The sequence below is a fragment of the Prosthecobacter dejongeii genome (genome assembly GCF_014203045.1).
Classification (GTDB): domain Bacteria; phylum Verrucomicrobiota; class Verrucomicrobiia; order Verrucomicrobiales; family Verrucomicrobiaceae; genus Prosthecobacter; species Prosthecobacter dejongeii.
Genome location: NZ_JACHIF010000009.1, coordinates 19,848 through 46,709, shown reverse-complemented (window position 1 = coordinate 46,709; position 26,862 = coordinate 19,848). Strand labels below are relative to the sequence as shown.

Genomic DNA, 26,862 nt, shown 5'->3' with positions numbered 1-26,862 from the left:
CAGAGGCTCGAAATCAGCCGAAAAGCTGGGTTAGAGGTTTGCCCTTGTCGGCAATGGTGAAGGGACGCTTCGTTGAGGAATAAAGCACCTGATCCAACGGCAGGCCTAGGGCATAACCGATGGTGGCGTTCAGGTCCGGGATGGTGGTGGATCCATCCACCACTTTATCCCCTCTCTCATCGGTGGCTCCATAGACTTGGCCGCCACGGATGCCGCCCCCAGCTAGCACGCAACTAAACCCGGCAGGGTGGTGGTCGCGGCCATCGTTGGCATTGACTTCAGGCGTGCGGCCAAATTCGGTAGCCAGCACAATGAGGGTGTCATTCAGCATGCCTCGGGCCTCAAGATCGCTGATGAGGGTGCTCATGGCGGAGTCCAGCTCGTCGCAGAGTTCCGGCACGCGGGTGAAGTTGGCATTGTGGGTATCCCAGTTGCCAAAGCTGACCTCTACGTGACGCACGCCATGCTCCACCAGACGGCGGGCCAGCAGACAGCCCTGGCCGAAACGGTCGCGTCCGTATTTTTCGCGGAGGGCATCAGGCTCGGCATCCAGGTCGAAGGCTTTCAGCTCTTCGCTCTTCATCATTTTCACCGCATCATCATACATGTCGCTGTAGGCGCGCACGTTTTTAACGTCGTAGGTGGCGGCGAATTTTTTATCGAGCTGTTTGGCGATGCTCAGGCGGCTGGCGAAACGCTCCTCGGTGAACCATTCGTTAGGCCGTACGTTGGAGATGCCGCTTTCCGGATCATTGATCATCAGTGGGGCAAAGCGGGATTCAAAGAAGCCTGCGCCGGGATGGCGGCTGTCATTGCCGATCATCACACTGCCGGGGAGCGTGGGATTGCCACGGTCCTGGAATTTCTGCAGCCACGCGCCCATGGAAGGGTGGCGGATGCTGCTGCGCAGCGTGTAGCTGGTGTGCATGAAGTAGTTACCCTGCTCATGCGCACCCTGGGTGGAGTTCATGCCGCGGATGACGGCCAGCTTGTCCGCCTGACGGGCCAGGAGGGGGATGTTCTCACTGAGGCGCATGCCATCCACCTTGGTATCCAGCGTTTTGGTGAGGCCCATGACGTCGCCGTTGTCAGGCTTTGGATCCCAGGTGTCCAGGTGGCTCATCCCTCCCGTCATGTAGAGGTAGATGACACTGCGCGCCGTGGGCACCTGCTTCAGCGGGCTGGTATTTTCCCCTGGGATGGCAAAGGCCTTGCCGCCGAGCTGGCTCAGCGCGGTGACGCCTAGAAAGGACTGCGCCGCGCCGGCGATGAACTGGCGACGGCCAAAGGGGGTAGAGGTGGGATTCATGAGGGGAGCAGGGGTAACTTGGCTTTCTACCGCCGAAACGAAGCCACATAATTCGACCTTGCAGAAATTTTCCGGCATTTCCCAGCGGCGGACCCGCTCAAGCCGTGCGGCGCACGATCCTCAGCGAGTAGATGCCGGAGGTTTTTTCTGACAGGCGTCTCGGTTCTTTCTCCGTCTCGGTCGGATCGTAGATGAGGTAATCCTGGCCTTCCTTGCTCACCACGATGACCCAATGGGGGATGCCCATGGGCAGGAAGAACTTCACCACCGAATACTGTCCGGCTTCCAGCGCACGATCCATCGCTTCATGAGAAGGGCTGCTGAGGACATTCACCTCGATGCGTTGGTCAAAAATCTTGGCGATGGCAGACCATACCAACCAGCCTTGGTCCGTGTAGCCTCCGTTTTCGGCCAGGGCCCGATTCAGGGTGGAGGGATCGGTTGTTTCTCCCAGATACTGGGCGGCACTGGCCACGCTGCACATCGCGCAGCCCACGCTCTTGATCGTTTCGGAAGTGCGGCCCAGTTTTTCAGCGCCCCAGCGCGGATCATTTTGCCGAAAGTGTGGGGCCTCGGCTGGCAAGCGAATGGACAGAGTCCGCCCTCCTTGGGCTGCAATGTGTGAGGCAGATCGTGTCTTCCACCACACATAGCCCCACAGCCCGGCACCACCGACGAGGAGGGTTAGAAGAGCGATGATGATGAGGCGTTTCATGGGCTTGATGGCTAGGGTTTGTCCATGATCACAACTTTGCCTGTTTTGAAATAGTCTGCCAGCATTTGGTTAGGTCTGATCCAATGCCCGCCTCTGCCATCCTTCTTCCGGATCAAAGAGCGGGATTCGGGGAGTGGTTGTCCCAATCTAGCAGCGGCCTCAATGTGTGGTAATTGAGAGAAGTCGATCTCCACAAGTTCCCGAAGCTGTGGGAAACTGATGCCACTGCGAGGTGTTGAGTTGGATTGCTCATACCACGGTGCCAAGTCGTCCCATGAGGCGGGCAGGCGTCCAGACAGATGATGCGCTGTCATGATCAGTTCAATGGCCGCCCACTCACCATACATGTGTTTGAGCCTAGACGGCATCTTACTGGAGATGTAAAATGCGAGCCCAAGGAGTACAACGAGAAGGAGGCATGCAGTCCGACGCAAAGTGTTCTTGAAAAGGAACGGCATAGCCTAACTATATCGATTTTATTCCTCGTGCCTCAAACTCTTCAGGGGTTAAGAGCTTATCCAGGATTGGATGTTTGAGACGCCAGTATTGATGGCAACCTACCAGACCTGACCAAGCATATCCTGTCTCGTAACGAACAGGAAATGAAAACCCTTTGCTTGATTCAAAAATACCAAGAGTACTTTTTACACAACCTGTCTGGTATAAGGTATGAAGACTTTTCTGGGGAGTGCCCCAATCGATTCGATCAATGGAATCGGCCGGTACTTCCCATGTCTGACCGGCAGTCGTGGCGACCATTCGCTTGGTTGTCCAGACATACCAGTCGCCTTCAGGAAAGCTGGCGCTGACAATAGGCTGTTCGGTTTCATCAAGATGGATTTGAATATCAGGGGGCAGGACTTCAATAACGGTTGCGCACCACAATTCCCTCTTCTTCGCACATTTGCGGATTCGATGTGCCGCATAGAAGGCTATTTTAGCATCTGGGGGCATAGCTAGAGATTGAAGAAGGATTTTTATCAGTGCATCTCGACAATGAGCCTTGGAATGAAGTTTTTATTCGGTTCATTGGGGTAGGCTTGGGGATTGGCAATCACACGGGTCTCACCGATGAAGTAGTCGCTATTATGATGGATGTGACCGTGGACCCAGAGGGCTGGCTGATGTTTTTCGATGAAGCTGTCCAGATGAGAGGCATAAGCGCAACTCACGAGTTCGCTGCGGCGATGTTCGGGCAATGACAAGGCCGATGGTGCGTGGTGAGTGACGATGATGCAGCGGCGGGGATCGTGGGTGGAAAGGAAGGTTTCCATGCGTTGCACGGAATCCACATGGATGGCGCGGGTGTCTCTGGGGGAGAGTTTGCGGTAGCCTTGCTGAGCGGTGCGGATGCGTTTGTAGTCGTTCATCCGGTCGCCTGCTTCGACGGCACCTTCCGTCCATTCACCCTGCAGGGCCATGTCTGTCCAGAGGGTGCAGCCATAGATGTGCCATCCGGCTACCTCAAAGGCATCGTTTTCCAACACATGAATGTTTGAGCCCGCCGTCTGCTCCTTCAGGCGTTCGGTCACTCGGGGAAGTTTCTCACCGTAGAACTCGTGGTTGCCGCAGACATACGCGGTGGGTGTGTCGCCCGTGAATTCACGAATCCAGGGCAGCGCGTTCTGCTTTGTGGCGATGTCTCCGGCGAGGAGGATCAGGTCACAATCCTCACGAGGAATTTCGGTGGCTCCGAATTCCTGATGGAGATCGCTGAGGATGCGGATGCGCATGAGAGATGTTGGCTTTTCAGCAGACGATGATCGGCAAGGAGCAAGGAACTACCGATCTCCATATTCAAGATGAATTCAGTTGCCTGAGGACTCTCGTTTTGCTTGTCCAACTCGGGCGGGAATGTAGGCCGGATGTGTTCGGCGTGATTCGGGCCGCTATTGCTCAGTTGTCTTCGCCGAATTATCCGGCTTTCTTTGAAGACACGAAGTCTTTCTTGGGAGCATTTGTGCTGTAGCCGTTGACGTCAGGGAGGAGGCGGCCATCAAAGAAAGCCGGATAGTTCGGCGAAGCTGGCGACAGAGCTGCGCGAGATCCAATTGCGCCGAACACATCCGGCCTACGATTCAGCAGGGGCAGGCAGGAGTGCCCGCATCACTTTAGGTGGCGGAGGCTTTCGTCTTCCGTCCGAAGAAGCGTCTCCAAGCCAGGGCGAAACCGGTCCAGACGAGGAGGGCGGCTGCGAGGGTGCAGAGGGCGGCGATGGTTTGGCCCAGGAAGCCGAAGAGTTCGCCGGTGTGGAGATAACGTGAGTACATGCGCAGGCGGCGGCCCAGGTTTTGCCGGGTGATGTCATCGGGACTTGGAAGAAGTTTTTGTTGGGCGGTATCTAGATTCAGCATCGTGCGTAGATGCACCTGCCCACGGCCACCACGATCCACCATGACAGGGAAGGGATCGCCCGGTTTTTGCGGCATGCGCAGACTGAGGCTGGCCCAACCAGGAGTTTGTTCACGTGCCTGTTGCAAAAGTGGCGCGAGGCCGGTGAGCGAAACGGGGGCACTGGCCATTGGGGGCCTGCCTTCACCACGAGGACCTCCTTCACCACGAGGACTGCCCTTGGCCATGTCGCTGGGGGCTGCGCCTGGGCCGCCTGCTGGGCGGGTGCGGGGTGGTGGGGGCTCGTTGCCAGTGGCGCGGAAGAGGAGGTTGTTGGCCCAGGTGTAGGACATGATCAATCCGGTGAGGATGATGAAGAGCATGGGGATGGCGCTCCAGAAACCGAGGACGTTGTGCCAGTTCCAATCGCGGGCGCGGCCTTTGAGTTTGCGGTTAAAAAGGAGAACGGCGCGCACGTTGGTCCAGCGCCAGTGGCGCGGCCACCAGAGGTAAATACCGCTGGCCAGCAGGATGCCAAAAACGAGCGTGCCCGCACCTGTGATGGCCTTGCCGACTTCGCGTGGCAAGCCGGTGCCCGTGAGGAAGCGGTGCCAGTCGGTGGCGGCATGGAAAAAGTCATGCCAGGCATGGTTGCCCTCACCCAAAAACTCGCCGGTGTAGGGGTTGGCAAAATAGGTGCCTTCGCGACCCATGCTGAGGGTGACTGGTAGGGCGGGATCGGCCTTCCAGGTGATGCCACTGGGTTTCAGATCTGGCTTGGTCTCCTGAACTTTGGCCAGCAGGGTTTCGATGTCGAGATGAGTGGCTGTGGCGATAGGTGGGGGCACTCGCAGATCTCGGTTGGCCCAGTCCATGAGCTGGACTTCATAGGCGATGAGAAGGCCGGAGATGGCAATGGACAGAATGACGATGCCAGCAAGGATGCCGCTGATTAGGTGAGCCCAGAAGATGGAACGATGAAACGTGAGATGCATGGGGAAAACAGGCGAAGGGAAACCTGGGGTGTGCGGCTTGGTCGCAGATTATTTTGGAAAGGTGTGGGTTTGGACAAATTCACATCTCTGCCCATTGGCGGAGCAGATTGTGATACACGCCCGTGAGCTGAACGCTGGTCTTTTCGGCCACTGGATTTCCGGCAAGCTCCTGGGCGAGACGCTGGATGGAAAGATCCAGGTCAAACAGGAGTGATCTTTGGCCATTGTCACGGATCATGCTTTGCAGCCAGAAAAACGAGCACACACGTGCGCCTCGAGTGACGGGAGTGACGTGGTGCAGGCTGGTGGAAGGATAGAGGACCATGTGGCCTGCGGGTAGCTTCACGGTCTTCACTCCATAGAGGTCTTCGATGCATAGTTCGCCGCCTTCATACTCTTCGGGATCTGAAAAAAAGAGGGTGGCGCTGAGGTCCGTGCGGATACGCACGGGGGAATGGGGAAGTTGGCGGATGGCATTGTCCACATGCGTGCCGAAGGATTGCCCACCGGCATAGCGATTGAACATGGGCGGCAGGATGCGCAAAGGCAGGGCCGCAGCGACGAATAGCGGATTTTGTGAGAGAGCGGCTAGGATCATGTCTCCCAGCTCCCTCGCCACGGGGCTGCTTTCAGGGAGCTGCATGTTGTCCTTGGCCTTGGCGGACTGGTAGCCCGTGGTGGTCTTGCCATCCACCCAGTCCGTGGCATCGAGCAATTGCCGGGCATGGGCGGTCTGGTCTGGCGTGAGGACGTCTGGGATGGTGAGGAGCATGAGGGGGAGACGGGAAGAGGCCGGGGGCAAAGCACGCATTCGCGTGTCCATACCCCCGGCCTAGTTGCACGGCAGAGAAGGTTTAGAACTTGTAGCTGGCCGTGAGGGCTGCGGAGCGGCCTGCACCGGGGACAAAGTGGCCACCACCGACGCGGTCAATGTAGCGCTCGTCTGCGAGGTTATAGACATTCAGACGGACGTTGAACTTATCATTGACCTGGTAGTTCAGCATGGCGTCGCAGGTCCAGTAACCTGGGGCTGTGCGGGAGGTGTTGGAGTTGCCGTTCTGTCGGTCACCCACATACTGAGCACCAAAACCGACCTGCACACGGAAGGGCAGATTGTAGGTGGTCCAGATGTTGAAGGAATGGTCGGGAGTGTTACCGAGGGATTGACCCAGTTCAGCAACAACTGCGGAGTCGCGCACTTCGCTTTCCATGTAGGCGTATCCGGCAAAGACCTGCCAATCTTTGGTGATGTTGCCAGCAAGGCCGAATTCCACTCCCTGAACGACTTGGTCGCCTGCCAGCACGGTGCCCAGGATGGGGTCGTTGGTGCGGGCGTTGGTCTTCTCGGAGCGGAAGAGGGCTGCGGTCAGGGAGAGGCGCTCGTCAAACAGGTCCCACTTGGTGCCTAGTTCGTAGCTGCGGTTTTCCTCAGGATTCAAATCTGCCACCGCCGCCGTCAGGCCCAGTCCGACGTTGGTGTCGATGGATGGGTTGAAGGAAGTACCGTAGGAGAAGTAAATGCTGCCGTATTCGACAGGCTTCACCACAATGCCAGCCTTCCAGCTGATGAGGTCATCGGAGCCGCTGAAGCCAGCACTGCCGCCAGGATTGCGGGATTCATACTCCAGATGGTCGTAGCGGAGACCTCCGTTCAGTTCTACATATTTGGCGATGGAGATCGTGTCGAAGGCGTAGAGGGAGAAGGTGTCGAGGTGAGACTCGGCACCGCCAGGGAGAACAGGACGACCTGTGTAAACGCCGTCATTAAGACCTGGATTAAAAATGTCCGAACGGCCTGCGGCATCTGCGCGCGCAGCATTGGCATTGACTTGACGCTCCCAGGTGAGTTCCATGCCGGTAACGAGGGCGTGCTTCAGGATGCCAGTATCAAACTCAGCCGTGAAATTGGTCTGGTTGGACAGGATTTCCTGTGTCTGCTCACGGGCCTGCATCTGGCGATTCAGGGCGCTTGTATATTGGTTGCCGACGGTAGCCGGGTCATTGATAAACTGGCCTGGGTTAGCTGGGTCCGGAATTTGAGCCGTGGGCACAGTGTCAAAGAACCGAGGAGCCGTAATGACCGAGTTGCGGTAGACGCGGCCATAACGGAGCACGTTACGCAGCTTCAGCTTGTCCGAAAAGTCGTGTTCCAAAATGCCGGTGATGATGTCACTCTGGACGTCTTCGAAGTCGGTGTTTTCACGACCATAAAAGTTGTCGAAGCTGACAGGTGGCGCTTTGTCTTTGTAGTTGTTCAGGCGCGTGCCGCTGCCACTGAAGGTCCCATTGGCAGGCACCCACGGGATACCGTAGTCTGGAATGTTGTTTTCAGACAGGTGCTGGTAATTGATATAGGCACGGGTTTCCGTGCCGAGACCAAAAGCCAAAGAGGCGGCAAGGCCGTAACGCTCCTGGTTCACGACGTCGCGCCCTGGAGTGTCAGCACTGTGGTACATGCCGTTCACGCGGAGGGCCATGTGGTCAGAGATCGGCTGGTTGTAGTCCGCCGTTGTCCGGTAGAGATTGTCTGTGCCGAAAGACTGGGAGACACTGCCGCCTTGCTCTTGGTTGGCCAGCTTGCTGGTGAGGTTGATGGAGCCACCGGTTGATCCGCGGCCATTGGAGGAAGATGAAGGGCCCTTGGTTACTTCCACCTGCTCGGTATTGAAGGGATCGCGATTGTAGGAGCCTGTATCGCGCACACCGTCTTGGTAAAGGTCACCACGGGAAGTGAAACCGCGGATGCTGAGGTTGTCGCCTGAAAGACCGCCGCCGCCTTCACCCGCCTGCATGGAGATGCCAGGGGTGTTGCGAAGGACATCGCGGAGGCTGAATGCGCCTCGGTCTTCGATCACTGCCTTGGGAATCACGGTGATGGTCTGGGGAACATCGCGCAGCGGCTCCGTGTATTTGGGAGATTGGAGGCGCTCGGGTTTATAAACTTTTTCGCTGGTGGTGGTGACGACGATTTCGGGCAGTTCGTCTGTGGGTTCACCTTCTGTGGCCGGATTGACAGCAGGAGTGGGGGCGGCTGTTTGGGCTGCGAGGCTGCCTAGAAGGCCCAAGGTGGAAGTCCAAGCGAAGCCGTGAGGCAAAGTGCGGAAGGGGGAGTGAGTGAGTTTCATGGATTCGGGAACGGCGTCTCTTGGGTGGAAACGGATATGAGTATCAGTCGCAATAGTGACTAGTGCGAATAAGTCTCAGCATCAATACAGTCAAGAGGCTTTTTGAGATTTCGTCTCCTTAGGACAAAAAGTGAGCAAGAGAGGCCAGCAGCGAGGGAAGGCCAGATGAAACGAGGCTGCGTGCTGAGAGAGGCGGTGTTGATACTTCTGTGCCGTGAAAGCTCCAGAGTCGTGGGCATGGCATATCCGATGCTTGAGGAATGATTATCCCCCCGGAGCGCCCTTTCCAAAACAGACCTGTGCTGTGACGGAGAGTCCACGGCCTCATGCCAACGGGGGGAACCAACGCCCCCCTATGAAAATCCGAATCCTTCTTTATCGTTGTCTGCTCAGCATTTTGGTTTATGCGGGCTTCTCTCTCCAGGCCATGGCCCAGACGGCCACGTGGAATTCGACTGGAACGGGTCTGTGGACCGAGACCACAAAGTGGAGTTGGACAGGGACAGTGCCGGGGACAGCTCTGCCAGATGCGGCGACTTCCATTCTCCTCAGTAATGGCGGGACGATTTCATTGAAGGATACGACGCAGTCTATCCTGGGCCTAACCATGAATAATGGAAGGCTGGAGATCACGAAGGACACCTCGGGGGGGATTTTGGGGGTGGGAGGGGCTATTGTGTTTGGCAGCAATGCTGGGACGAACAGCTTTATCACGGTGGATGGCCTGGGCAGTGAAATGAATAAGACAGGCGCTACGCAGTTTCATTTAGGAAGCTCTGGCACGGCGACTTTGACGGTGAGCAATCAGGGAAAGGTAACCTCCTCGGGAACCATTCACGTGGGGTTAGGAAACAGTGCAGGGATCGGCACGGGGATCCTGAATGTGAACTCCCAAGGGCAACTCATCACGAGCACGACTTTTATTTTGGGGTATCGGGGCAATGGCACGATGAATGTGGAATCTGGAGGATTTGTGAAATCACCCAACGGCTACATTGCAGGTTACGGGCAGGACGCCAATCGCGTGCAGGGGACGGCGGCGGTGAAGGTGAGCGGGACGGGTAGTAAATGGGAAGTCGGCCCTCTTTTTGTGGGGCACACAGGGACAGGATCCCTGGTGGTGGAGGACAATGGCCTGGTGGCTAGCAGCAGCACGACGGCGATCGGCTTTTACAATGCGGGGACTGCGACGGGGGCCACCGGGCCACCAGCGCCCACGAAGTATGGCACAGGGACCGTCACGGTGCGCACGGGGGGGCAGTGGCAGAGTACGGGGGCAGTGAGCATCGGCACCACAGGCGGGACGGGGACCCTGAATGTGGCCAGTCAGGGGCGAGTGAATGTCGGCGGAGGGGCTGGGGCGATCACTGTAGGCTCGACAGGGGTGATGAACATCGGCGGGAATCCGCTGCTGGATGCCTCGCCTTTAGCCCCTGGGCTAATTTTTGCCGCTACGATCACGGGAGGTGGCTTTTACGACACGGCGCTGAACTTTTTTCACAATGATATCACTGGAGATTATCACCTGACAAAGACCGGCCTCTCGACCGGGGAGCACGTGGCTTTGGCCAGCACACTGAATGTGAATGTACTAGCGGGGACGACGACGCTCAGCGGCACGAACGCTGGCCTAACGGGTACGGTCACCATCGGCGGCCTGGCAGGGACTTCGGCACGGCTGGTGACTAAACATGCGCAGTCACTGGGCATCGGCCAGATTGTGGTCAAGGACAATGGGACGCTGGAGATCGGGCAGAATGTGACGACCGCCCAGATGAACAATCTCATGCTAGAAGGCGGCAGTGCGCTGAGTCTGAAAGCACACGCCACGGGCGGCGAGTTTGCGCCTCGGCTAAACCTCAGCGGTTGGTTGGAAACGCTGGTGAATGAGGGGGAAAAGATCACGCTGTATCTCAGTGGGACCTCCGCGATCACAAACCCCGAGCTCTATGATTGGACCTTTCTACGGGCGCAGCAGGGCATCTATGCGGATGTGACCAATCTCTTTGAGGTGGTTTCTGACGTGCCCGGCTTTTATGTCTTCCAGCGTGAAGACACGCTGGTGCTCGGCATGAATGCACTGGTGCCTGAACCGGGGCGGGTATTTCTCTGCGGGCTGGGGCTAGCGGGGCTGGGGCTACGTCGTCGGCGTTAGTGGGTGTTTTTTCAGCATGTTGGCCCTCGTCGTCCAGATGTCTGCGTGCATAGTGGCGGCGATGGTTTGCAGACAGTTCTTCCTTGCCCTTCTTTGCCTGCCGGCGCTCAGTTCCTGTGTGGCGGTCGGGTTTCAACGTGTTTCAAAAACACCCGCCCCCGTAAAGTCCGCGCCTTTTGCTGAGGAACTGGCGCGTGTGGGAAAGACCTCATGGACGAATGGCAACGCCATCCGAACGCTGGAAAATGGCGGTAACTATTATCCCGCCATGCTGCGGTCCATGCGCGAAGCCAGGGAGACGATCACTTTTGAATCTTATGTGTGCGTGGACAGTGAGCCGACACGGCTGTTTAGCCAGATGTTTGCCGAACGTGCCCGGGCTGGTGTGAAGGTGCATGTTATTTTGGATGCGTTTGGCTGCTCCAAGTATGGGGAGGGGAATCTACAAGCCATGCGGGATGCGGGGGTGCAACTGCATCTCTACCGTCCGATGAACGTGCTGTGGCCGTGGAAGTTCATCCACCGCACTCACCGCCGGGTTCTCGTGGCTGATGGCAAGGTGGGTTACATGGGTGGGGCAGGCTGGGCCTACTGCTGGGATAGCCATGCAGAAAATGTGAACCGCTGGCGTGATACGCAGTATGAACTGCGCGGGCCCGTGGTGGCGCAATTGCAGGATAACTTCAATGACAACTGGGAGGAGATGACCGGACAGCGCCTGACGGGCCCTGCCTACTACCCAGCGCTGGTAGCAGAGGGGAAGCTGAAGGCTCAAATGGTGCCGGGCTCTCCCGAAAAACAGGGGGACACACTGGGGAGTTCTTACTTGCTGGCTTTCCGGTCTGCGCAGGAGTCCATCGTCATTGCTCATGCTTACTTCATTCCGAATCGGCCTTTGCTTGAGGCTTTACTCCAAGCGCGGAAGCGGGGTGTGAAAGTGCAGGTCATCATCCCAGGAGAGCACATTGATTTTCCGGCCTCACGCTCAGTGAATACCCGCTACTTGCGCACGCTGTTGGCTGCCGGGGCGGAGTTGTATGAATTTCAGCCCACAATGACGCATGGTAAGCTGGTCATTGTGGATGGTCATCTAAGCATGGCTGGTTCTGCCAATTTGGATCAGCGCTCCTTTTTCATCAACGATGAGAATAACCTGAATGTTCTCGATGATGGATTCAGTGCCCGACAACGAGACATGGTGGAGCGGGACCTGCAGCGCAGCAAAAAATTGGGGCGAGAGGATTTAAACTTGTCGTTAGGCCGACGTTTGCAAGGCGCGTTCTGCCGGTTGTTCGAATACCAGATGTGAGGGGGCTTATTGCAAGGCCAGTTTGGCGCGTTCGATCTGCCCCGCGTTGCCGATGAGTAGGATGGAGTCGCCCACCCGGATCTCTTCGGAGATGTCTGGATTGATGATGTTTTCCCCCTGGCGTTCGATACCCACAATGCTGGCACCGGTGCGGGTACGCAGTTGTAGTTCAGAGATAACTTTGCCCACGGCGGGGGAATCCTGAGCGATGCTGAGATTGAGCAACTCCGCTTGCTGAAGCAAGGTGGGCAACGGGGGGCTCTCCCCATGTTCATGGGGCAAGGGGGCTTCGTTCAGCGTTTCATAAAGGGCAAATTGGGCCTTGGTATGCACCTGCACAAACGTGCGCCAAAGGAGGAAGGTCAAACCGACGAGGACGAGGGCGAGAACGATGAGGAGATTCCGTGAGGGTAAAAGCGTGGAGCTGAGCACCAAGATGATGAGAAATAAACCCGCGCACCCAGCAATGAAAACGATGGTGGAAATGATGCCCCTGAGCGGCACGGTGTTCTCTTTAGCCGCAGCACTGGTCACGCTCATTTCACTGACCAGCATGCCAAAAGCCTGCCATTTCCGCACGATGGCAATGAGCATGGGCAGGCTCAGGATCATGGCTCCCAGCCAAAGCATGCCTTTGATGCCATCATAGCCCCCTGGAGCATCGGGCCAGGCTTTTTCAACGTGCTCTTTCATAAACGCAGCCGTGATGAAGACGCCTGCGATAAGGATGATGTTGAGCAGGATTTGCCACCCCCATTTACGCAGGAAACCTGCTGCGGATTGTTTGCCACCGCCGGTGCCGAGTTTACCCACCCAGTTGGTGTAGGCATCCAGGGAATTCATGAGTCCTTTTGGGGTGATGAAGGTGAGGCCTTTCACCGCTGCATCTGAGCTGCGGATGAGGTATGGCGTGAGCAGGGTGGTGAGGGCGGAGACAGCCACTGCGGTGGGATAAAGAAAGTCACTGGTGACTTTGAGTGAAAGGCCCAGGGCCGCTATGATGAAAGAAAATTCACCAATCTGCGCCAATCCCATGCCCACTCTCATGGAAGTTTTCATGTCATTGCCAGAAACGAATGTCCCCAGACCGCAACTGAGCACTTTGCCCACCACCACGACGGCGGTGATGATGAGAATGGCGGCCCATTGATCTTTGAGCACTTGCGGATCAATGAGCAGACCGATGGAGACAAAGAATACGGCGCTGAAAAGATCCCTCACAGGGTGCATGAGCTTTTCAATATGAGCGATGTGCCGGGCCTCTGCAATGATGGCCCCGATGATGAAGGCCCCCAGAGCGACGCTGTAACCTAGCTTCACTGCCAGTAAGGAAACGCCAAAGCAAAGGCCGATGACCGTCACAAGGAGCATTTCATCGCTCTTGAACTTAGCTACCCAATTCAGCAACCGAGGCACCAAAATGAGTCCCAAGATAAGCAGCACGCCCAAAAACGTGCTCAGCTTTCCTACCGTGAGAGCGACCTCTCCTAGCGCAAGTGAGCCTGTGGTGGCAAACCCGGAGAGCATGGCGATCATGAGGATGGCGAGAATGTCCTCAACGATGAGGATGCCGAAGATCATCTGGGCAAAACGCTCCTTGGTTTTACCAATTTCCTCCAGGGCCTTGATGATAATGGTGGTGGAGGAAATGGACAAAATGGCGCCGAGGAACACGCTATCCATGGTGCCCCAGCCAAACGCTTGGCCGAGCTGATAACCTGCCCAGATCATGAGCACGATCTCTGCTGAGGCCGCGATCAAAGCCGTAGCGCCCACTTTGGTGAGCTTCTTCAAACTGAACTCCAGGCCTAACGAGAACATGAGAAAGATGACTCCCAGTTCAGACAAGGTCTCGATGGTGTGTTTATCCTCAATCAGGGCATAAGGCGGCGTGTGCGGCCCGATGATGACACCTGCGAGAATGTAGCCCAAAACGACGGGCTGCTTCATCTGCCGGAACAAAATGGTGACCACTGCCGCTATGATCATGACGACGGCCAGGTCCTGGAGAAAGATGATGTGATGCATGGAGTTTAGCTCAATGGGGATAGGGTTCACTCGTGTCTGACACACCAGGCGACCAGACGACCTTTCTTACCTGCACACTGTTGGGGGAGGGGTCAACCCTAGATGTCCCCATCTGAGCTTTTAAGCGTCTGCCGTTGCTGCGATGCCCAGCTTTACGCTGGCATCACTCAGAGATTGCAAGGTTAGAATGAGCCGATCTAGGCGTGCTGGTGTACAGCCTGAGAGACTCTCTTGCTGGATTTGAAGCGCGGCTAGCGTGATGGATTCGCGTGCAGCCTGTGTCATGGCTGTAGAAGATTGGGCAGAGTTTAGTCCATCATCGAGAAACTCGGCGAGGAAGTGGGGCTGAAAGGCACGGTAGATTCGACAGCCGAAGTGGAAGATCTCTTCTCGAAGGTGAATGAATCTTGTTTCATGACTGGTTAGGCGCATGATGTCTTCCACAGCATCGGTGGCCTCATGGATCCAGTTGTCCGCCTGGGTTGCATCGACTGGGGGTGTTTCTAGCAAATGGGCCAGGGCACGGCAGAGTGTGTGACGGGCTTTGATGCCGATCTCTGCCGCTGTGGAGTCAGTATTTTCACCCGGAAGGCAGTGGTGCAGGGCGCGGCGGGCGGAGGCGGCCGCGAGTGCCCAATCGGGGGCTGCTTGACGCAGGAGGGTGCTGGCGCGGTTCATCCAGGCGGCGGCTTGCACCTGTTGGTAGTCGGCACGCGGGCTATCTTCATGACACTGCATGACCTGAATCGCCGTATCAAAGTGGCGTATAGCTAATTCCAGTGAGGACTCATCCTCGAAGGCTTGAAGAGTGAGGCCACGATTCATCCAGGCGAGGCTGAGCCGCCAACGGAATAGGGGATTTGTTTCCAGGGGAAGCTGATGAAGATGGGCGATGGCGATATCGTAACTGCGCAGGGCTTCTTGGATGCGCGCAGGACCTCCCAGACGGGTGAGCACATCAGCTCGGTTCATCCAGCCAGCGGTTAAACCCCAGCGATAGAGCGGATGGGAATCTAGGGGCAGAAACTGACGGAGCGAGATGGCCTGCTCAAAACACGCCTGAGCCTCTAGCAGGGCATCTCTATCCCCCCTTTCCAGCAGGTCGATGCCGTGCAAGGTCCATTGGTTGGCCTCGGCGTGGGCTTGATCTGGGATAGAGGGCGGAGGCATGAGCGCAATTTAAAGTGTTATTTTGTGAGAATGGGTCGCAATAGCTTCTTGACGGCGACTGATCAATAGCCATTGTCGCAAACGTATCTCAATTTCATTCCGCCCATGTCCAACCTGGCCTACCTCTCAACTCCGACCGCGATGAGTCTGCCTACTCAGTCTAATGTGGGCGGGCGAGCGCGTGTTGCAGGTAGTTGGCAGGTGCGGCGTTCTGAAGAAAGTCTATTTGGGCTTTCTTGGTTGGTGGCTATTGCAGGCACGTTCTTGCTCATTGGCATGGTCGGCCTGCTGAAGTTTCGTGGTTTTGAGCCCATCACTTTTTCGGGAAGAGCGGGTTTGGGTGCGGTGGATAATTTATCCACAGATATGTCCATGGCTGACCTGCCTGCTACAGAAGAAAGTCTGAATGAAAACCCCACGGATGTCCCTGTGGATGAAACGCTGGAAGTACCCGAACCAGTTGAGATCCCTCTGGAGATGCAGGATCTGCCCGAGATGACGGATGCTTTGGTGACGGAGGATGTGTTTACAGTTCCCGCAGCACCCAAGATCGAGGTGGCCATTAAACCTGTGGATCCGGTGACGCCGAAGCCCAAACCCAAACCGAAGGCGGTGGCTGCCAGACCGCGCAGCAGCCGGGCTAGCAGCACCGTGACCACGGCGGGGGGAACGGAAGGCAGCGGTGGTGGAAATGGTGGCGCTGGCCGCATCGGCTCTGGTTCTGGCAGGGGGAATAAACGTCCTCAACCTCCGTATCCCTCGGGGGCCAGAAGTCGAAAGGTAGAAGGTAAACTGATGTTCAGCCTCAAAGTGAGTCCTTCTGGAAAAGTGGAATACGCAGCCGTGATCTCCAGTAGCTGCATCAATGGTGGATTCACCGCTGCGGAGCAGAGTCAGATCGCTTCATGGATTTGTCGGAATTGGCTCATCCCAGGTCAAATTGGCTCCGTCAACCAACCAGTTACTTTTGCGATTAAGTGACCAAGATTCTCTGAAGAGATCTTTCTCAGGCTTTGGTCGTCCGTGAGATGGATCCGAGTCGTTTAGTTTTCCCCTCCAAATCAATGCTCCCGCACCTCCCCCTCGCCAACGTCGTTATCAAACTCATCCATGATGGCGGCCCCATCATGTATCCCATCTTGGTGGTGGGGATCTTTGCTGTCTGTGTGTTGGTAGAGCGCATTTTCTGGTGGCTGCGTTTCAGCGCCCAACGCAACAGTAAACAATTGGAGAACGTCTATGCGACTTTGGAGTCGGGGGATTTGGCCAAGGCCATCGCGCTTTCTGCCCAAACGAATGATCCTGTGGTGCGCATGGTTCACCATGGACTGAAGCATCAGCACAGCTCGATGCAGGGTGCTTTGGAAGTGGCTGCAGGTCATGAATTGCAGGCCGCAGGTCGCTTCCTTGGGGCGATGGATACGGTGGTCACACTGGGACCGCTGCTGGGGCTGTTAGGCACTGTGACGGGAATCATGGGGTCGTTTTCCTCCATCGGAGATTCGGAACTGGCTGTGGAAAAAGTGACGGGAGGGATTGGCGAAGCTCTGATCGCCACAGCGGCGGGGCTGGGCATCGCAATCGCCACCTTGGTGCCGATGAATTATTTCCACAGTCGTCTCGCGAAACTCCAGTTTGAGCTGGAAGCTGCGGCGAACAATGTGCTCATCCTGGCGGCTCAACACGGTTTTGATCAGGTGACCAAGAAGTCCTGATCGAGAATCATTCATGCTGTGGCCCCACGGTTCCTCCGGTCATTGTTTGCCTAACTTACTCTTTGTTTTCTCGTGAAAATTCATTCTCCCATTGCTCATAAAAAGACACGGCTGGAGATCATCCCTCTGATTGACGTGATGTTCTTCCTGCTGGCTTCTTTCATGATGGTGAGCCTCACCATGACCAAGCAGCAAACCATCAAGGTGAATCTGCCCATGGCCGTGGCCACCCAGTCTGACCTGAAGCCGGACATGATTAATTTAGGGGTCAATCCCAAAGGAGATGTGTTTCTGGACACCATGCAGATCTCCATGCCGGATCTCGAAGTGCGACTGAAGGATCGCTTTAGAAAAGACCCAAATACGCCAGTTTACATCAGTGGCGATGCGGATACCCGCCACGCTGACATGGTGAAGACTCTGGATGCTGTGCGCCGTGCTGGATTTAGCAAAGTAGCTTTCAATGTCAAACCTACAGGCACTGCACCTGTGGTGGCGCCTTCACCTGCGAAATGAAGACCTTCCTCTATTGGTTACTGGTCCTGATCGTCCTGGGGCTCTGCGGGATTTGTGCCGCCCAGTGGCAGCGCGAGTTTAAGTTGCATCGTCGCATTGACGAACTCACTGAGATGCTGATTGCTGAGAATAAATTGCGCACCGAATTTGAAGAAAAAGCTCAGCGTTTTGAGCAAGAGATCTCTCGCATCAGCCATCTCAGAACCGAAATCGAAGCTGCCCTCTTAGACGCGACGGAAAAGGTACAAATGCTGACGGAAGATCAAAAAGGGCGTGGCTACAGCCTTGCCCTGTGGATGAAGGAAGCTGCTTTGCTAAAGTCGGAGGTGGATGCCTATAAACAACTGGCGGGCAAAGGCACAGATGCGATCAAAGAACGCAATACCGAAGTCAGCGCTCAGAATGAAGCGATCGAGAAAGCCAATGCCAATCTTCGACTGCTGGTGGGGGAACGAGATGACCTGATCAACAAACTGAATGCTCGCACCAAGGAGTTCAATGAGTTGGTCGAGAAGTACAACAAGCTGGCCAAAGAGAGGTCTTAAGTTCGCGCTTTCTTGGGCTGCTCTCCGTGTTTGAGAGTGGCCGCAGATTCTTTAAAGCGCCTTCATGGTCAGGCGTTGGACGCGGAAAAGGTCTCCTTCAGGTGGCAGTGTTTTCGGCCGCAGTTGCAGGCGGTAGATGCCAGGTTGGTCCACTTGGATACTGCCGACGACAAAGCCTTTATAATCGGTTTTGCTGCCCGTATTGACCACCGCGGTCAGGAGTGTCTGGCCTGCAAGCAACACTTCGTACGTACCCAATGGGTCTCGATCATGCGCCTGATAAATGGCGATTTCATAGGTTCCATTGGCGGGTAATTCGACCAGCCATGAAGCCCAGTCATCATTTTGCGTCCAGTTGACGAGTGCGTCCTGATCCAGGGTTAAGGTGCCATCGGAACGATGGTCGGCTTTATCAGCGGGAAGGGAGGTGGCACTTTTCCCAGGAGTAACCTGCACCACGCGGCTGAGGCGTGTGCGGAAGGTCTGGCCTAATTCACGCGCCTCTCGGGTGAGCTCAGGGTCCGTTTCATCCCGAAACGTTTCAAAGAAGGTCGCGGTGCCGGGGGCCATGATGCGGCTCAATACATTGAGCACGTAGCTTTTTTCATCGCTGCCATTGGCATTGCTGTAGAGACTCTGTGCATGCAGAAAGAGATTTTGCTGAGAACTGGGGCCTGGTTTGCTGACAAGTTCACGTGCAGCGAGGAGCAGAAAGATTCGACAGGTGGGGTCTGGCTCTAGCGGCAGCCGGGTAGTGATGGCGGCCAGTGGTTCGTGCGTGGGGTATTTTGACAAGACGGTGATGGCGGCTAGGCGCACGTTTTGAGCCGGGTCGGCAATGGCTTCCTTGACGAGATCCATGACACCTTCACCACCGACGCGGGTCAGCACATTGAAAAGCAAGACGCGTGATTCTCCCTTGGCAATACTGCGATAGGTTTTCAAAACATGCTGGGCTGCGAGAGGGCGGTCCTCGGCATTTTCAATGGCGGATACGAGTTGGGTTTCGACCATTTCATGATCGCGGGTAGGGCTGCTGAGGGCCAGGGGCAGGAGTTGAGGCAGCTCAGCAGCGGAGGTGACACGCCCCAGAGCGATCCAGGCAGCAAGGCGGACTTCGCGACGTGAATCTTCGGTGAGTGGGAGAATGACCGCGAACGCGCCAGGGCTGCGCCGACGGCCGATGACTTCCACCATTTTTGCGGCGGCTGAATGATCTCGACGCTGGCTCAAATGCTCCAAAATGAGATCGTCAATGTAGCTTCCACCTGTGAGACGTGTGAGTGTCTGCGCAGCTTGGTCACGAGTCGCGTTTGTATCCAGGAACTCTAGAAGGATCTTCACATCCAGGTCGGATCCTTGGGGCTGGGGACTGGCCGTGAGCTCGTTAAAACGCTGTTCACGTTCACCACGGCCCGTGAATTTAAAGTAGCTGACGATGGCCAACTGAAGCCCAAGAATGACCACAAAAGCGGCGAGGATGAAGTGCAATCCTAGCTTTCGTTTTGCGGCGGGTTTCCCTGGCAGCGGGGTGACGCTTTTTTGAGTGGTGGGCGTTTGATAGGGCTTTCGGATGGGAGATGGGACTGGTGCTTCTGGAGCATCCTCCTCTTGCACGGCCATGAGCTGGGTGCCCGTGTCGGCTTCGGGCTGATCTTCCTCATCTTCGGCCACTAAGACGGCAGGGACTTCCTCCTCTTCCAAAATCATAACTGAAGGAGTTTCTGACTCTAGCAGACTGGCGGTCTGTACCTGGAGATGGGGGCCTAAGTGGTGAAAGCTGGTCAATGCCTGGGCGGCACTGGTGGGTCGCCCCGCAGGTTGCACAGAAAGGAGTTGATGCACCCAAGTGCAAAGCTCGTCACTCAGGTCTGGGCGCAGCGCGGAGAGCGCCTCGTGTGGAGGGTACAAATGGGCCGTGATGACGTGGATCTTTTCCTCGCCAGGGAAGGCCAGCTTGCCTGTGAGGGCCTGATAATAGATGCAGCCGAGAGCATAGAGATCTGTCCGCACATCCACATGACCACTGCCAAATTGCTCTGGGGCCATGTAGTGGATGGAGCCGATCATGGAATCTTGCTGAGCTCCACTGAGAGGCGCGGCCTGCGAGAGACCGAAGTCAATGATCTTACTTTCAAAATGGCCGTCACGATGCCACGGCAGCAAGATATTCTCGGGCTTTAGATCACGATGGATGATACCCGCCTCATGAGCGACACGGATGGCCTCAAGGGTTTGATGAACGAGGGTTTTAAAATGGGGCAAGGAAAGAGGTCCCTGGCTGAGGCGATGTTCGAGTGATTCTCCTTTGATCAGTTCCATGATCAAGAAAGCGCCCTCTTCGTCGCTGCCGTATTCATGGATGGTCACGATGCCTGGATGACGCACGGCATACAAAGCTCGGGCCTCCCGCAGTAGGGCTTCTGGGTGGTGGCCATCGCTACGCAGGCGCTTGATGGCGACGTCACGATTCTGAATTTTATCCCAGGCCTGCAGGATGCTGCCGGTGCCGCCTGTGGCGAGCGTGGAAATGATTTGGTAACGGTCGTTCATGATGCGGGAGCAGACTGACTGCCGTAAAGGAAGGAAAGGTCCAAGGAGGACTTCCCTATAGAGGACATTAACGCTGTGAATCGGGCAGATTATGCTCCGTCAAGTGACCTCATGGTCATTCATCTTTCAGCATGACGAGGTCATGCGGCTGAGCGACAGCGCGGACTACATCAGCGGAAGGCGTGCGAATTTCTCGAGGATTGGTCTCGCAGACTTTGATTTTCGGACCTCCATCAATCTGTAGCGCGTACTGGACTGTGGATCCTAGGTAGGTCGTGTCTGTAATGCGCCCCGCGAAATGATTCGGCGAGTCCACGAGATGGCCAAAAGTGAGTGACTCAGGTCGGATGGAGAGGAGCACTTTTTCACCATGATGTGGGTGCCAGTCTGGTGAATTCAACCGGGCACGTAGCGTGCTAAACGCGGTCTTTACCTCATACAGACCACTCGCGGCATGGGCCTGAACCGTGCCAGAAATGAAATTGGTTTCCCCGATGAACTCCGCCACCATGGGGGAGGCGGGATGGCGATAGACCTCCTCAGGCGTGCCTAGCTGTGCAATGCGGCCTCCGTCCATGATGGCGAGGCGGTCTGCCATGCTGAGGGCCTCATCCCGGTCATGGGTGACATAGATACCAGTGAGGCCGAACTCTTTGCAAATACGGCGGATCTCCGAACGCATTTCATGCCGCAGCTTGGCATCCAGATTTGAAAGAGGCTCATCCAAGAGTAGACAGCGGGGCCGAATGACGAGGGCACGGGCCAGAGCGACACGCTGCTGCTGCCCGCCGGAAAGCTGCGCGATGCGACGGGTGCCGAGGCCACTGAGTTGCACTAGATCGAGTGCATCTGCCACGCGCTGTTCGATCTCAGGGCGCGGGCGTTTTCTTTCCTCAAGACCGAAGGCCACGTTTTGGGCGACATTCAGGTGAGGCCAGAGGGCATAGCTTTGAAACATCATGCCCGTGCCACGCTTATGGGCGGGAAGGCGAGTGACATCCTCTTCATCCAAAAAAATCTGGCCGCTGTCAGGCTGATAAAATCCGGCAATGTGACGCAGCAGTGTGGTCTTCCCACATCCGCTGGGACCAAGAAGAAAGAATAATTCACCCTCGCCGATCTCCAAGTTCACTCGGTCAAGGACCGTCAGAGAGCCGAAGCTTTTGGTAAGATCGCGAATGGAGATGTGGACCATGCGGACGATGATTTACGCCATGGCGCAGAAAGAGGCAAGCCAGGGAATAGGCTTGCCCGAATCTGATCCCGTTGAAGGGCATATAAATGCCCCTCGTGAACCCATTAACGGAAGTAACGATCCTTAAAATTCTCCCGTGTTTTGACCGCAGGAATGTCTCCCACGGGCTCGGTGCCATCGGCTGGTTGATCACTTTGCAGACTGCGTTCCCGTGCTTGCATCTGAGCACGTGGAAAACTGATGCAGGAGGCAAGAAGGGATGCGGCTAGGAGGAGTAGGAGACTGCGCATAAAAAGCCAGGAGAACTAAAAATTAGGTTTCGAAATACGTGTAGCCACGCAGACCTGCATCGTAAGCACCCATGATCTCACGGCGCTCAGTAGCTGTGATGCGTTTGGAGACAACTGCGCTTTCGGCCAAGTTGCGAAAACGGGTGGCGAGGTCTTTCGGATCGTATTCAACGTAGCTTAGCACTTCGGAGACGCTGTCGCCTTCCTGCTCACGGCGGTACTTCAGCTTGCCGTTTTCGATGCTGACGCTCACCACGTTGGTGTCGCCTAACAAATTGTGCAAATCACCCAGGGTTTCCTGGTAGGCACCGACGAGGAAGATACCCAGCATGTAGTCCTCACCTTTTTCAAAGTCTGGATCGTGCAGCGGCAGGCTGCCGCAGATTTCTCCGCCGTGGGCGAATTTATCAATCTTGCCGTCACTGTCGCAGGTGATGTCGGAAAGCACTGCATTGCGTGTCGGCTTTTCCTTGAGACGATGGATCGGCATGACCGGGAAGATCTGGTCAATGGCCCAAAGGTCAGGAAGGCTCTGGAAGACGCTGAAGTTACCGTAATAGTAATCCGTCATGACGGTGCTCATGCGCTCCATTTGGCTGCCATCGTGGCCCACAGACTCCAGCTTGCCGGAGATCCAGCTCATGATGGACCAGTACATTTCCTCACCCTGAGAGCGCTCGCGCAGGCCGACTTTGCCGTAGTTGAATTCGGTGCGCAGCTTGTCGCGGTAATAGACGGCGTCGTTGTAGATCTCCTGCACGCGGTCACGTGTTAGTTTGGAGACATCCTTGCCGAATTCCTCGCGCAGTTCGGCGAGGTTATGGAGAAGTTGGGGAGAGTCTTTGTGTAGCTCGATCTTGCCACGGCCCGGCTCAAAGCGGTTTACATCCAGGATATTGATGACCAGGACGGAATAGTACGCGACGACAGCGCGACCAGATTCCGTGATGATGTCCGGATGCGGCACGCCTGCTTCGGCAGTGACCTCGGTGATGGCTTCGATGACGTCGGCACAGTATTCCTTGGTGCCGTAGTTGCTGGAGGCTGAGGTAGCGCCCTTAAAGCCGTCATAACTGATGGCGAGGCCGCCGCCCAGATCCAGAATGCCCATGCGGGCACCTTCTTTGACCAGACCGCAATAGACGCGGGTGGCTTCGGTCACCGCCTGGCGGATGGCGCGAATGTTCGGGATCTGAGAGCCCTGGTGGTAATGCAGCATGCGCAGGCAGTCGAGCATGCCCTGGTCACGAAGGTGATCCACCACGCCCATGAGCTGGCTAATGTTCAGACCAAAGACGCTGGCGTCGCCGCCGGAGCCGCTCCAGTAGCCGGCGCTTTCTGCGCTGAGGCGGAAACGAACGCCGAGAGTCGGGCGCACCCCCATCTTTTTGGAGCGTTCCAGGATCAGGGCCAGCTCGCTGGGCATTTCCAGCACCAGGATGACCTGCAGGCCCATTTTTTGGGCATTCAGGGCGAGGTCAATGAACTCTTCATCCTTGTAACCATTGCAAACGATGTAGGCTTCAGGATCGTGCATGTAGGCCAGGGCTGCGATGAGCTCTGGCTTGCTGCCGGCTTCGAGTCCGTAGTGATACTTGCGACCGTAGCGTGTGATCTCTTCGATGACTTCCTGCTGCTGGTTCACCTTGATGGGATAAACACCGCGATACAGGCCCTGGTACTTGGCTTCCTTGATGGCGGAGTGAAAACCTTCATTGAGTTCGTCAATGCGCCAGCGCAGCAGATCGCCAAAGCGGATCAGCACCGGGAGCTGGGTGCCGCGTTCGCGCAGGCCCTTGACGATTTCAGACAAAGAAACCGGCTTCGGTTTCTTGCCATCCTTTAAGTTAACGACGACTTCGCCTTTGGGAGAGACATCGAAGTAACCATGACCCCATTCACGAATGCCGTAAAGGTCGGCGCTGTCGTTGATGGTCCAAGGGGCGGTTTTAGGGGGGCGGCGTTCCATGTAAGTCTGAGCGCGCGATTATGGGGGCAATCTGACGGATGAAAAGTGAAACTCTTGGGGGAATGGGAATCCTTTCTGCCTTCTGGAGGTGCAGGCGCTGCCTGAATCAACGTCTGTAGAAATGAAAACGGGTGAGAAATGCGGCCTCTAAGACTGCGATTTCCCACCCGTTGGAGCTGTGATTAACTACTCCGCCTGGCGCATGTAGGCGACGATGTCGGCCACGTCCTGGGCGGTGAGGCCGAGCTGGGTGCCGCTGAGCATGAGGGAGCGGTCCATTTTCTTTTTGCTGGCGATGCGGCTTTTCGGTACAAACTGCGTCTGGCCTCCCATGCTGCGGACGATGAGCACATCGCCTTCGGTCAGGACCATACCGTGGATTTTGATGCCGTCCTTGGTGACAATCTCCACACCGTCAAAGCCGTGGGCGATGTCTTTGCTGGGCTCCAGAATGGCCTGGGCGATGATGTCGGTCGGCTGGCTAAGACCCCATCCCTGCAAGCTGGGGCCGAATTCGACGCCCTGGTGGTTGATCTGGTGGCACATCACGCAGCGGACGACGAGGGAGGAGCCGTTTTTGGCATTGCCCTTAAGTTTCGTCACATCTTCAAGTTTCACGAGGCTAGGGGTAGCTGGGGGAATCTCGATGGTGACGAGCTTGGCGGCTTCAGGATCGAAGATGCCCTGGGCTTTGAGTTCGCCTGCGATGTTGTAGTCTTTCCAGTCGTTGGTGCTGCGGTTGATCAGCCACCACATGGCATCACCATGGATGGGAGATTCTTTGTCCTTCGCCACGGCCAGCATGGCCTGGGCGGCACTGGCATCCTGGGTGAAGGCGAGGGTGTCGAGAGCGAGCTTGCGCTGCTGGGGGCTGAGCTTGGCAGAAACGGCACGGGCCTTCACGGATTCAACGGCGGCAGCGGGGTGCAGACGCCAGGTTGCCTGGGCGAAGGCATCCGTCCATTCTTCGGCTGGGGTGCCATTGCTGGCTTTTTTCAGGGCGGCCCACACTTCGGCTTCCTTGCCCGTGCAGCCGATACCCCAGGCTTCCAGGTAGGAGCGGTCTTTGCCGCTGTAACGCTTGGCCAGTTCCACCAGGATATTGCCACTCTGAGCAAACGGCACATCGCGCATGGCGACGGAGACTTCGCGACGGACGGCGGCAGAGCCATCGGCTGCCATGCTGTTGAAAAGATCCATCAGATCTCCACCAGCGGCACGGAGTGCGCGGAGGGCAACGAGGCGCTTGTTTTCGTCATCGGACTCCAACCAGGGGCGGATGCGCAGGCTAGCGTTTTCACCCATTTGGGCCAGCAGCCAAATGGCACGGGCTGCGAGATAGGGGTTCTTATCTTCAGCCAAGGCTGCGACGGCGGCTACGGCCTTGTCTCCCTGTTCCTTGAGCTTCACAAAACCGGTGTGGCGGACGTTGTTAGCCGGGGATTTCAGCGCAGCGATCTGTCCTTCGATACTGTCGAAGTTGATCTTCGCGGTCTGGGGTTTGCTGCCTTTCGGCGCGATGCGGTAGATGGTGCCGCTGCAGGTTTCGTCCGTGTCCTGGTGACCGCCGGTGCGTTTGTCGAACCAGTCGCTCACGTAGATAGCACCGTCTGCGCCGACACAGACATCGCTGGGGCGGAAGAGGGTGTGGCTTTCGTCAGACATGTTGTCCTTGCCGCCGACGAAATCACTGCCTTTGAAGACGCCCGTAGTGTTCGTGGTGCAGAAGTCAAAACGCTCCAGTTTGAAGCCTGCGCCATCGGGTTTCGGCAGGTAACCAAAGACCACATTGCGGCCGGTTTCGCAGCTCAGCAGCAGGCCCTTCCATTTGTCGCCCAGGGCACCGTTTTCATAAAAACACATGCCGGTAGGGGCACCGCCGCCATAGACATCGCCCGCAGGGATGCTGCCGGGATCATCTTGACGCCATTCGGCCACGGGAATGGTCTGGCCGGGGCGTTTGTCGGCACGCCACTGGCGCTTGCCATCGGGGGAGAAGAAACCAAAACTGCCGCCTTCGATGAGGTGACTGACGCGGCAGGCCGGTGGATCGTCATTATCATTCAGGAACATATCCCCGAAGGAGTTGCGCACGCCTTCGTAGCTGTTGCGGTAGTTGTAACCCAGGATACGGGCATTGTGGCCGCTGGGATCAATGCTGGCGGTGAAGCCCCCGGCATACACGTGACCGTCGTCGCTCTTTTGGCCGACATACGAGTTGTTTAGATAACCGCTGCCGATGCGGAAGGTATTGCCGCTTTTGTCGCTGAACTGGGCGCCACAGTTACCGTTGCTAAAGTACCAACGGCCATCGGGCCCGGCATAGACGGAGTGCAGGCTGTGATCATGCTGGGCCTGCTCAAAGCCACTCAGAAGAACTTCCCGTTTGTCCACCGTGGGATCAAATTTCAGGTCCCGGTTCACGTCGGTATAGACGATCATGTTCGGGGTATTGGAGACGACGATGACGTTGTCAAACACGGCCACGCCCAGGGGGCACTCCAGCTCTTTCTCACGCACAAAGACGTGGGACTCATCGGCCTTGCCATCGCCATTGGTGTCTTGCAGCACGCGGATGGCATCCCCCTCACGGCTGCGGCCACTGTGGCGGCGGTAATTCACACCTTCAGCTACCCAGATGCGGCCTGCGTGGTCCACGTCCATATTGGCCGGGTTAAAAAGCATCGGCGAGGTGGCCCACACGGAGATCTCCAGGCCCTCGGGCACTTTGAACATGCTGGTATCCAGGTGTTGAGGAGTCACCTTGGCAGGATCAAAGGCGGGCGTATCGGCACTCGGCGTGAAGGCCGGTTTAGCCGCGACGAATTCCTTTTCTTTCTTGGCAGGCTTGTCGGGCTTGGCTGCTAAGACGCTCGCCGTCAGTCCGGCGAGGAGGGCAAGGGCAGTGGATGGTCGGAGCATGGGGGCGTAGGGAACGGGAA

At 56.6% G+C, this 26,862-nt stretch carries 21 protein-coding genes; 6 read left to right on the top strand and 15 right to left on the bottom strand.

Going from position 1 to position 26,862, the window contains the following annotated elements:
- Positions 1-13: 13 nt before the first annotated feature.
- The 8 genes from HNQ64_RS18430 to HNQ64_RS18395 form a co-directional block, all read right to left on the bottom strand.
- Positions 14-1,309 (bottom strand): DUF1501 domain-containing protein, encoded by a 1,296-nt coding sequence (locus HNQ64_RS18430; protein ID WP_184211417.1) that lies wholly within the window; start codon positions 1,307-1,309, stop codon positions 14-16.
- A 97-nt stretch (positions 1,310-1,406) separates the two neighbouring features.
- A complete protein-coding gene (locus tag HNQ64_RS18425; RefSeq protein ID WP_184211415.1) occupies positions 1,407-2,024 on the bottom strand; it encodes a hypothetical protein in 618 nt (205 codons plus the stop codon).
- An 11-nt stretch (positions 2,025-2,035) separates the two neighbouring features.
- Entirely contained in the window at positions 2,036-2,392 is a 357-nt protein-coding gene (locus tag HNQ64_RS18420) for a hypothetical protein (protein WP_184211413.1), read from the bottom strand.
- 97 nt (positions 2,393-2,489) lie between these two features.
- Positions 2,490-2,978 (bottom strand): hypothetical protein, encoded by a 489-nt coding sequence (locus HNQ64_RS18415; RefSeq protein ID WP_184211411.1) that lies wholly within the window; start codon positions 2,976-2,978, stop codon positions 2,490-2,492.
- Positions 2,979-3,004: 26 nt separating this feature from the next.
- Positions 3,005-3,757 (bottom strand): metallophosphoesterase, encoded by a 753-nt coding sequence (locus HNQ64_RS18410; protein ID WP_184211410.1) that lies wholly within the window; start codon positions 3,755-3,757, stop codon positions 3,005-3,007.
- A gap of 378 nt (positions 3,758-4,135) precedes the next feature.
- The gene (locus tag HNQ64_RS18405) at positions 4,136-5,350 is read right to left on the bottom strand and encodes a PepSY-associated TM helix domain-containing protein (RefSeq protein ID WP_184211408.1); all 1,215 of its coding nucleotides are present in this window, start codon (positions 5,348-5,350) and stop codon (positions 4,136-4,138) included.
- Positions 5,351-5,429: 79 nt separating this feature from the next.
- Entirely contained in the window at positions 5,430-6,122 is a 693-nt protein-coding gene (locus HNQ64_RS18400) for a Fe2+-dependent dioxygenase (protein ID WP_184211406.1), read from the bottom strand.
- Between the two features lie 82 nt (positions 6,123-6,204).
- Positions 6,205-8,475 carry a TonB-dependent receptor gene (locus HNQ64_RS18395; RefSeq protein ID WP_184211404.1) on the bottom strand — a complete coding sequence of 757 codons (2,271 nt, stop codon included), beginning with the start codon at positions 8,473-8,475 and terminating at the stop codon, positions 6,205-6,207.
- Between the two features lie 355 nt (positions 8,476-8,830).
- On the opposite strand from HNQ64_RS18395, the gene HNQ64_RS18390 reads away from it, so the two are divergent.
- Positions 8,831-10,630, top strand: a complete 1,800-nt coding sequence (locus HNQ64_RS18390) for a PEP-CTERM sorting domain-containing protein (RefSeq protein WP_184211402.1) — start codon at positions 8,831-8,833, stop codon at positions 10,628-10,630.
- Between the two features lie 37 nt (positions 10,631-10,667).
- Positions 10,668-11,939: a phospholipase D-like domain-containing protein gene (locus HNQ64_RS18385; protein WP_184211395.1), complete on the top strand. Its 1,272-nt coding sequence runs from the start codon at positions 10,668-10,670 to the stop codon at positions 11,937-11,939.
- 6 nt (positions 11,940-11,945) lie between these two features.
- Here the strand turns inward: HNQ64_RS18385 and HNQ64_RS18380 are convergent, their stop codons facing one another.
- Complete coding sequence (locus HNQ64_RS18380; protein ID WP_184211393.1) at positions 11,946-13,967, bottom strand: cation:proton antiporter domain-containing protein; 2,022 nt, start codon at positions 13,965-13,967, stop codon at positions 11,946-11,948.
- A 120-nt stretch (positions 13,968-14,087) separates the two neighbouring features.
- Positions 14,088-15,137, bottom strand: a complete 1,050-nt coding sequence (locus HNQ64_RS18375) for a hypothetical protein (protein WP_184211391.1) — start codon at positions 15,135-15,137, stop codon at positions 14,088-14,090.
- Positions 15,138-15,242: 105 nt separating this feature from the next.
- Between HNQ64_RS18375 and HNQ64_RS18370 the strand changes: the two genes are divergently transcribed.
- The 4 genes from HNQ64_RS18370 to HNQ64_RS18355 all read left to right on the top strand — a co-directional run bounded on the left by HNQ64_RS18370 (position 15,243) and on the right by HNQ64_RS18355 (position 17,913).
- The gene (locus HNQ64_RS18370) at positions 15,243-16,118 is read left to right on the top strand and encodes an energy transducer TonB (protein WP_184211389.1); all 876 of its coding nucleotides are present in this window, start codon (positions 15,243-15,245) and stop codon (positions 16,116-16,118) included.
- A gap of 83 nt (positions 16,119-16,201) precedes the next feature.
- Positions 16,202-16,852 carry a MotA/TolQ/ExbB proton channel family protein gene (locus HNQ64_RS18365; RefSeq protein ID WP_184211387.1) on the top strand — a complete coding sequence of 217 codons (651 nt, stop codon included), beginning with the start codon at positions 16,202-16,204 and terminating at the stop codon, positions 16,850-16,852.
- A 72-nt stretch (positions 16,853-16,924) separates the two neighbouring features.
- A complete protein-coding gene (locus HNQ64_RS18360; protein ID WP_184211385.1) occupies positions 16,925-17,368 on the top strand; it encodes a biopolymer transporter ExbD in 444 nt (147 codons plus the stop codon).
- The gene (locus HNQ64_RS18355; protein ID WP_184211383.1) at positions 17,365-17,913 is read left to right on the top strand and encodes a hypothetical protein; all 549 of its coding nucleotides are present in this window, start codon (positions 17,365-17,367) and stop codon (positions 17,911-17,913) included. Before HNQ64_RS18360 ends, HNQ64_RS18355 begins: the two co-directional genes overlap by 4 nt.
- Positions 17,914-17,964: 51 nt before the next feature.
- On the opposite strand, the gene HNQ64_RS18350 is transcribed toward HNQ64_RS18355, so the two are convergent.
- The 5 genes from HNQ64_RS18350 to HNQ64_RS18330 form a co-directional block, all read right to left on the bottom strand.
- On the bottom strand, positions 17,965-20,466 hold the full coding sequence (locus tag HNQ64_RS18350) for a protein kinase domain-containing protein (protein ID WP_184211381.1): 2,502 nt from the start codon (positions 20,464-20,466) through the stop codon (positions 17,965-17,967).
- Between the two features lie 115 nt (positions 20,467-20,581).
- Positions 20,582-21,661, bottom strand: coding sequence for an ABC transporter ATP-binding protein (locus tag HNQ64_RS18345; protein ID WP_184211379.1), 1,080 nt, complete (start codon positions 21,659-21,661; stop codon positions 20,582-20,584).
- A gap of 104 nt (positions 21,662-21,765) precedes the next feature.
- Complete coding sequence (locus tag HNQ64_RS18340; protein WP_184211378.1) at positions 21,766-21,951, bottom strand: hypothetical protein; 186 nt, start codon at positions 21,949-21,951, stop codon at positions 21,766-21,768.
- A 22-nt stretch (positions 21,952-21,973) separates the two neighbouring features.
- On the bottom strand, positions 21,974-23,920 hold the full coding sequence (speA, locus tag HNQ64_RS18335; protein WP_184211376.1) for a biosynthetic arginine decarboxylase: 1,947 nt from the start codon (positions 23,918-23,920) through the stop codon (positions 21,974-21,976).
- Between the two features lie 186 nt (positions 23,921-24,106).
- Positions 24,107-26,842 (bottom strand): PVC-type heme-binding CxxCH protein, encoded by a 2,736-nt coding sequence (locus tag HNQ64_RS18330; RefSeq protein ID WP_221305496.1) that lies wholly within the window; start codon positions 26,840-26,842, stop codon positions 24,107-24,109.
- Positions 26,843-26,862: the final 20 nt, after the last annotated feature.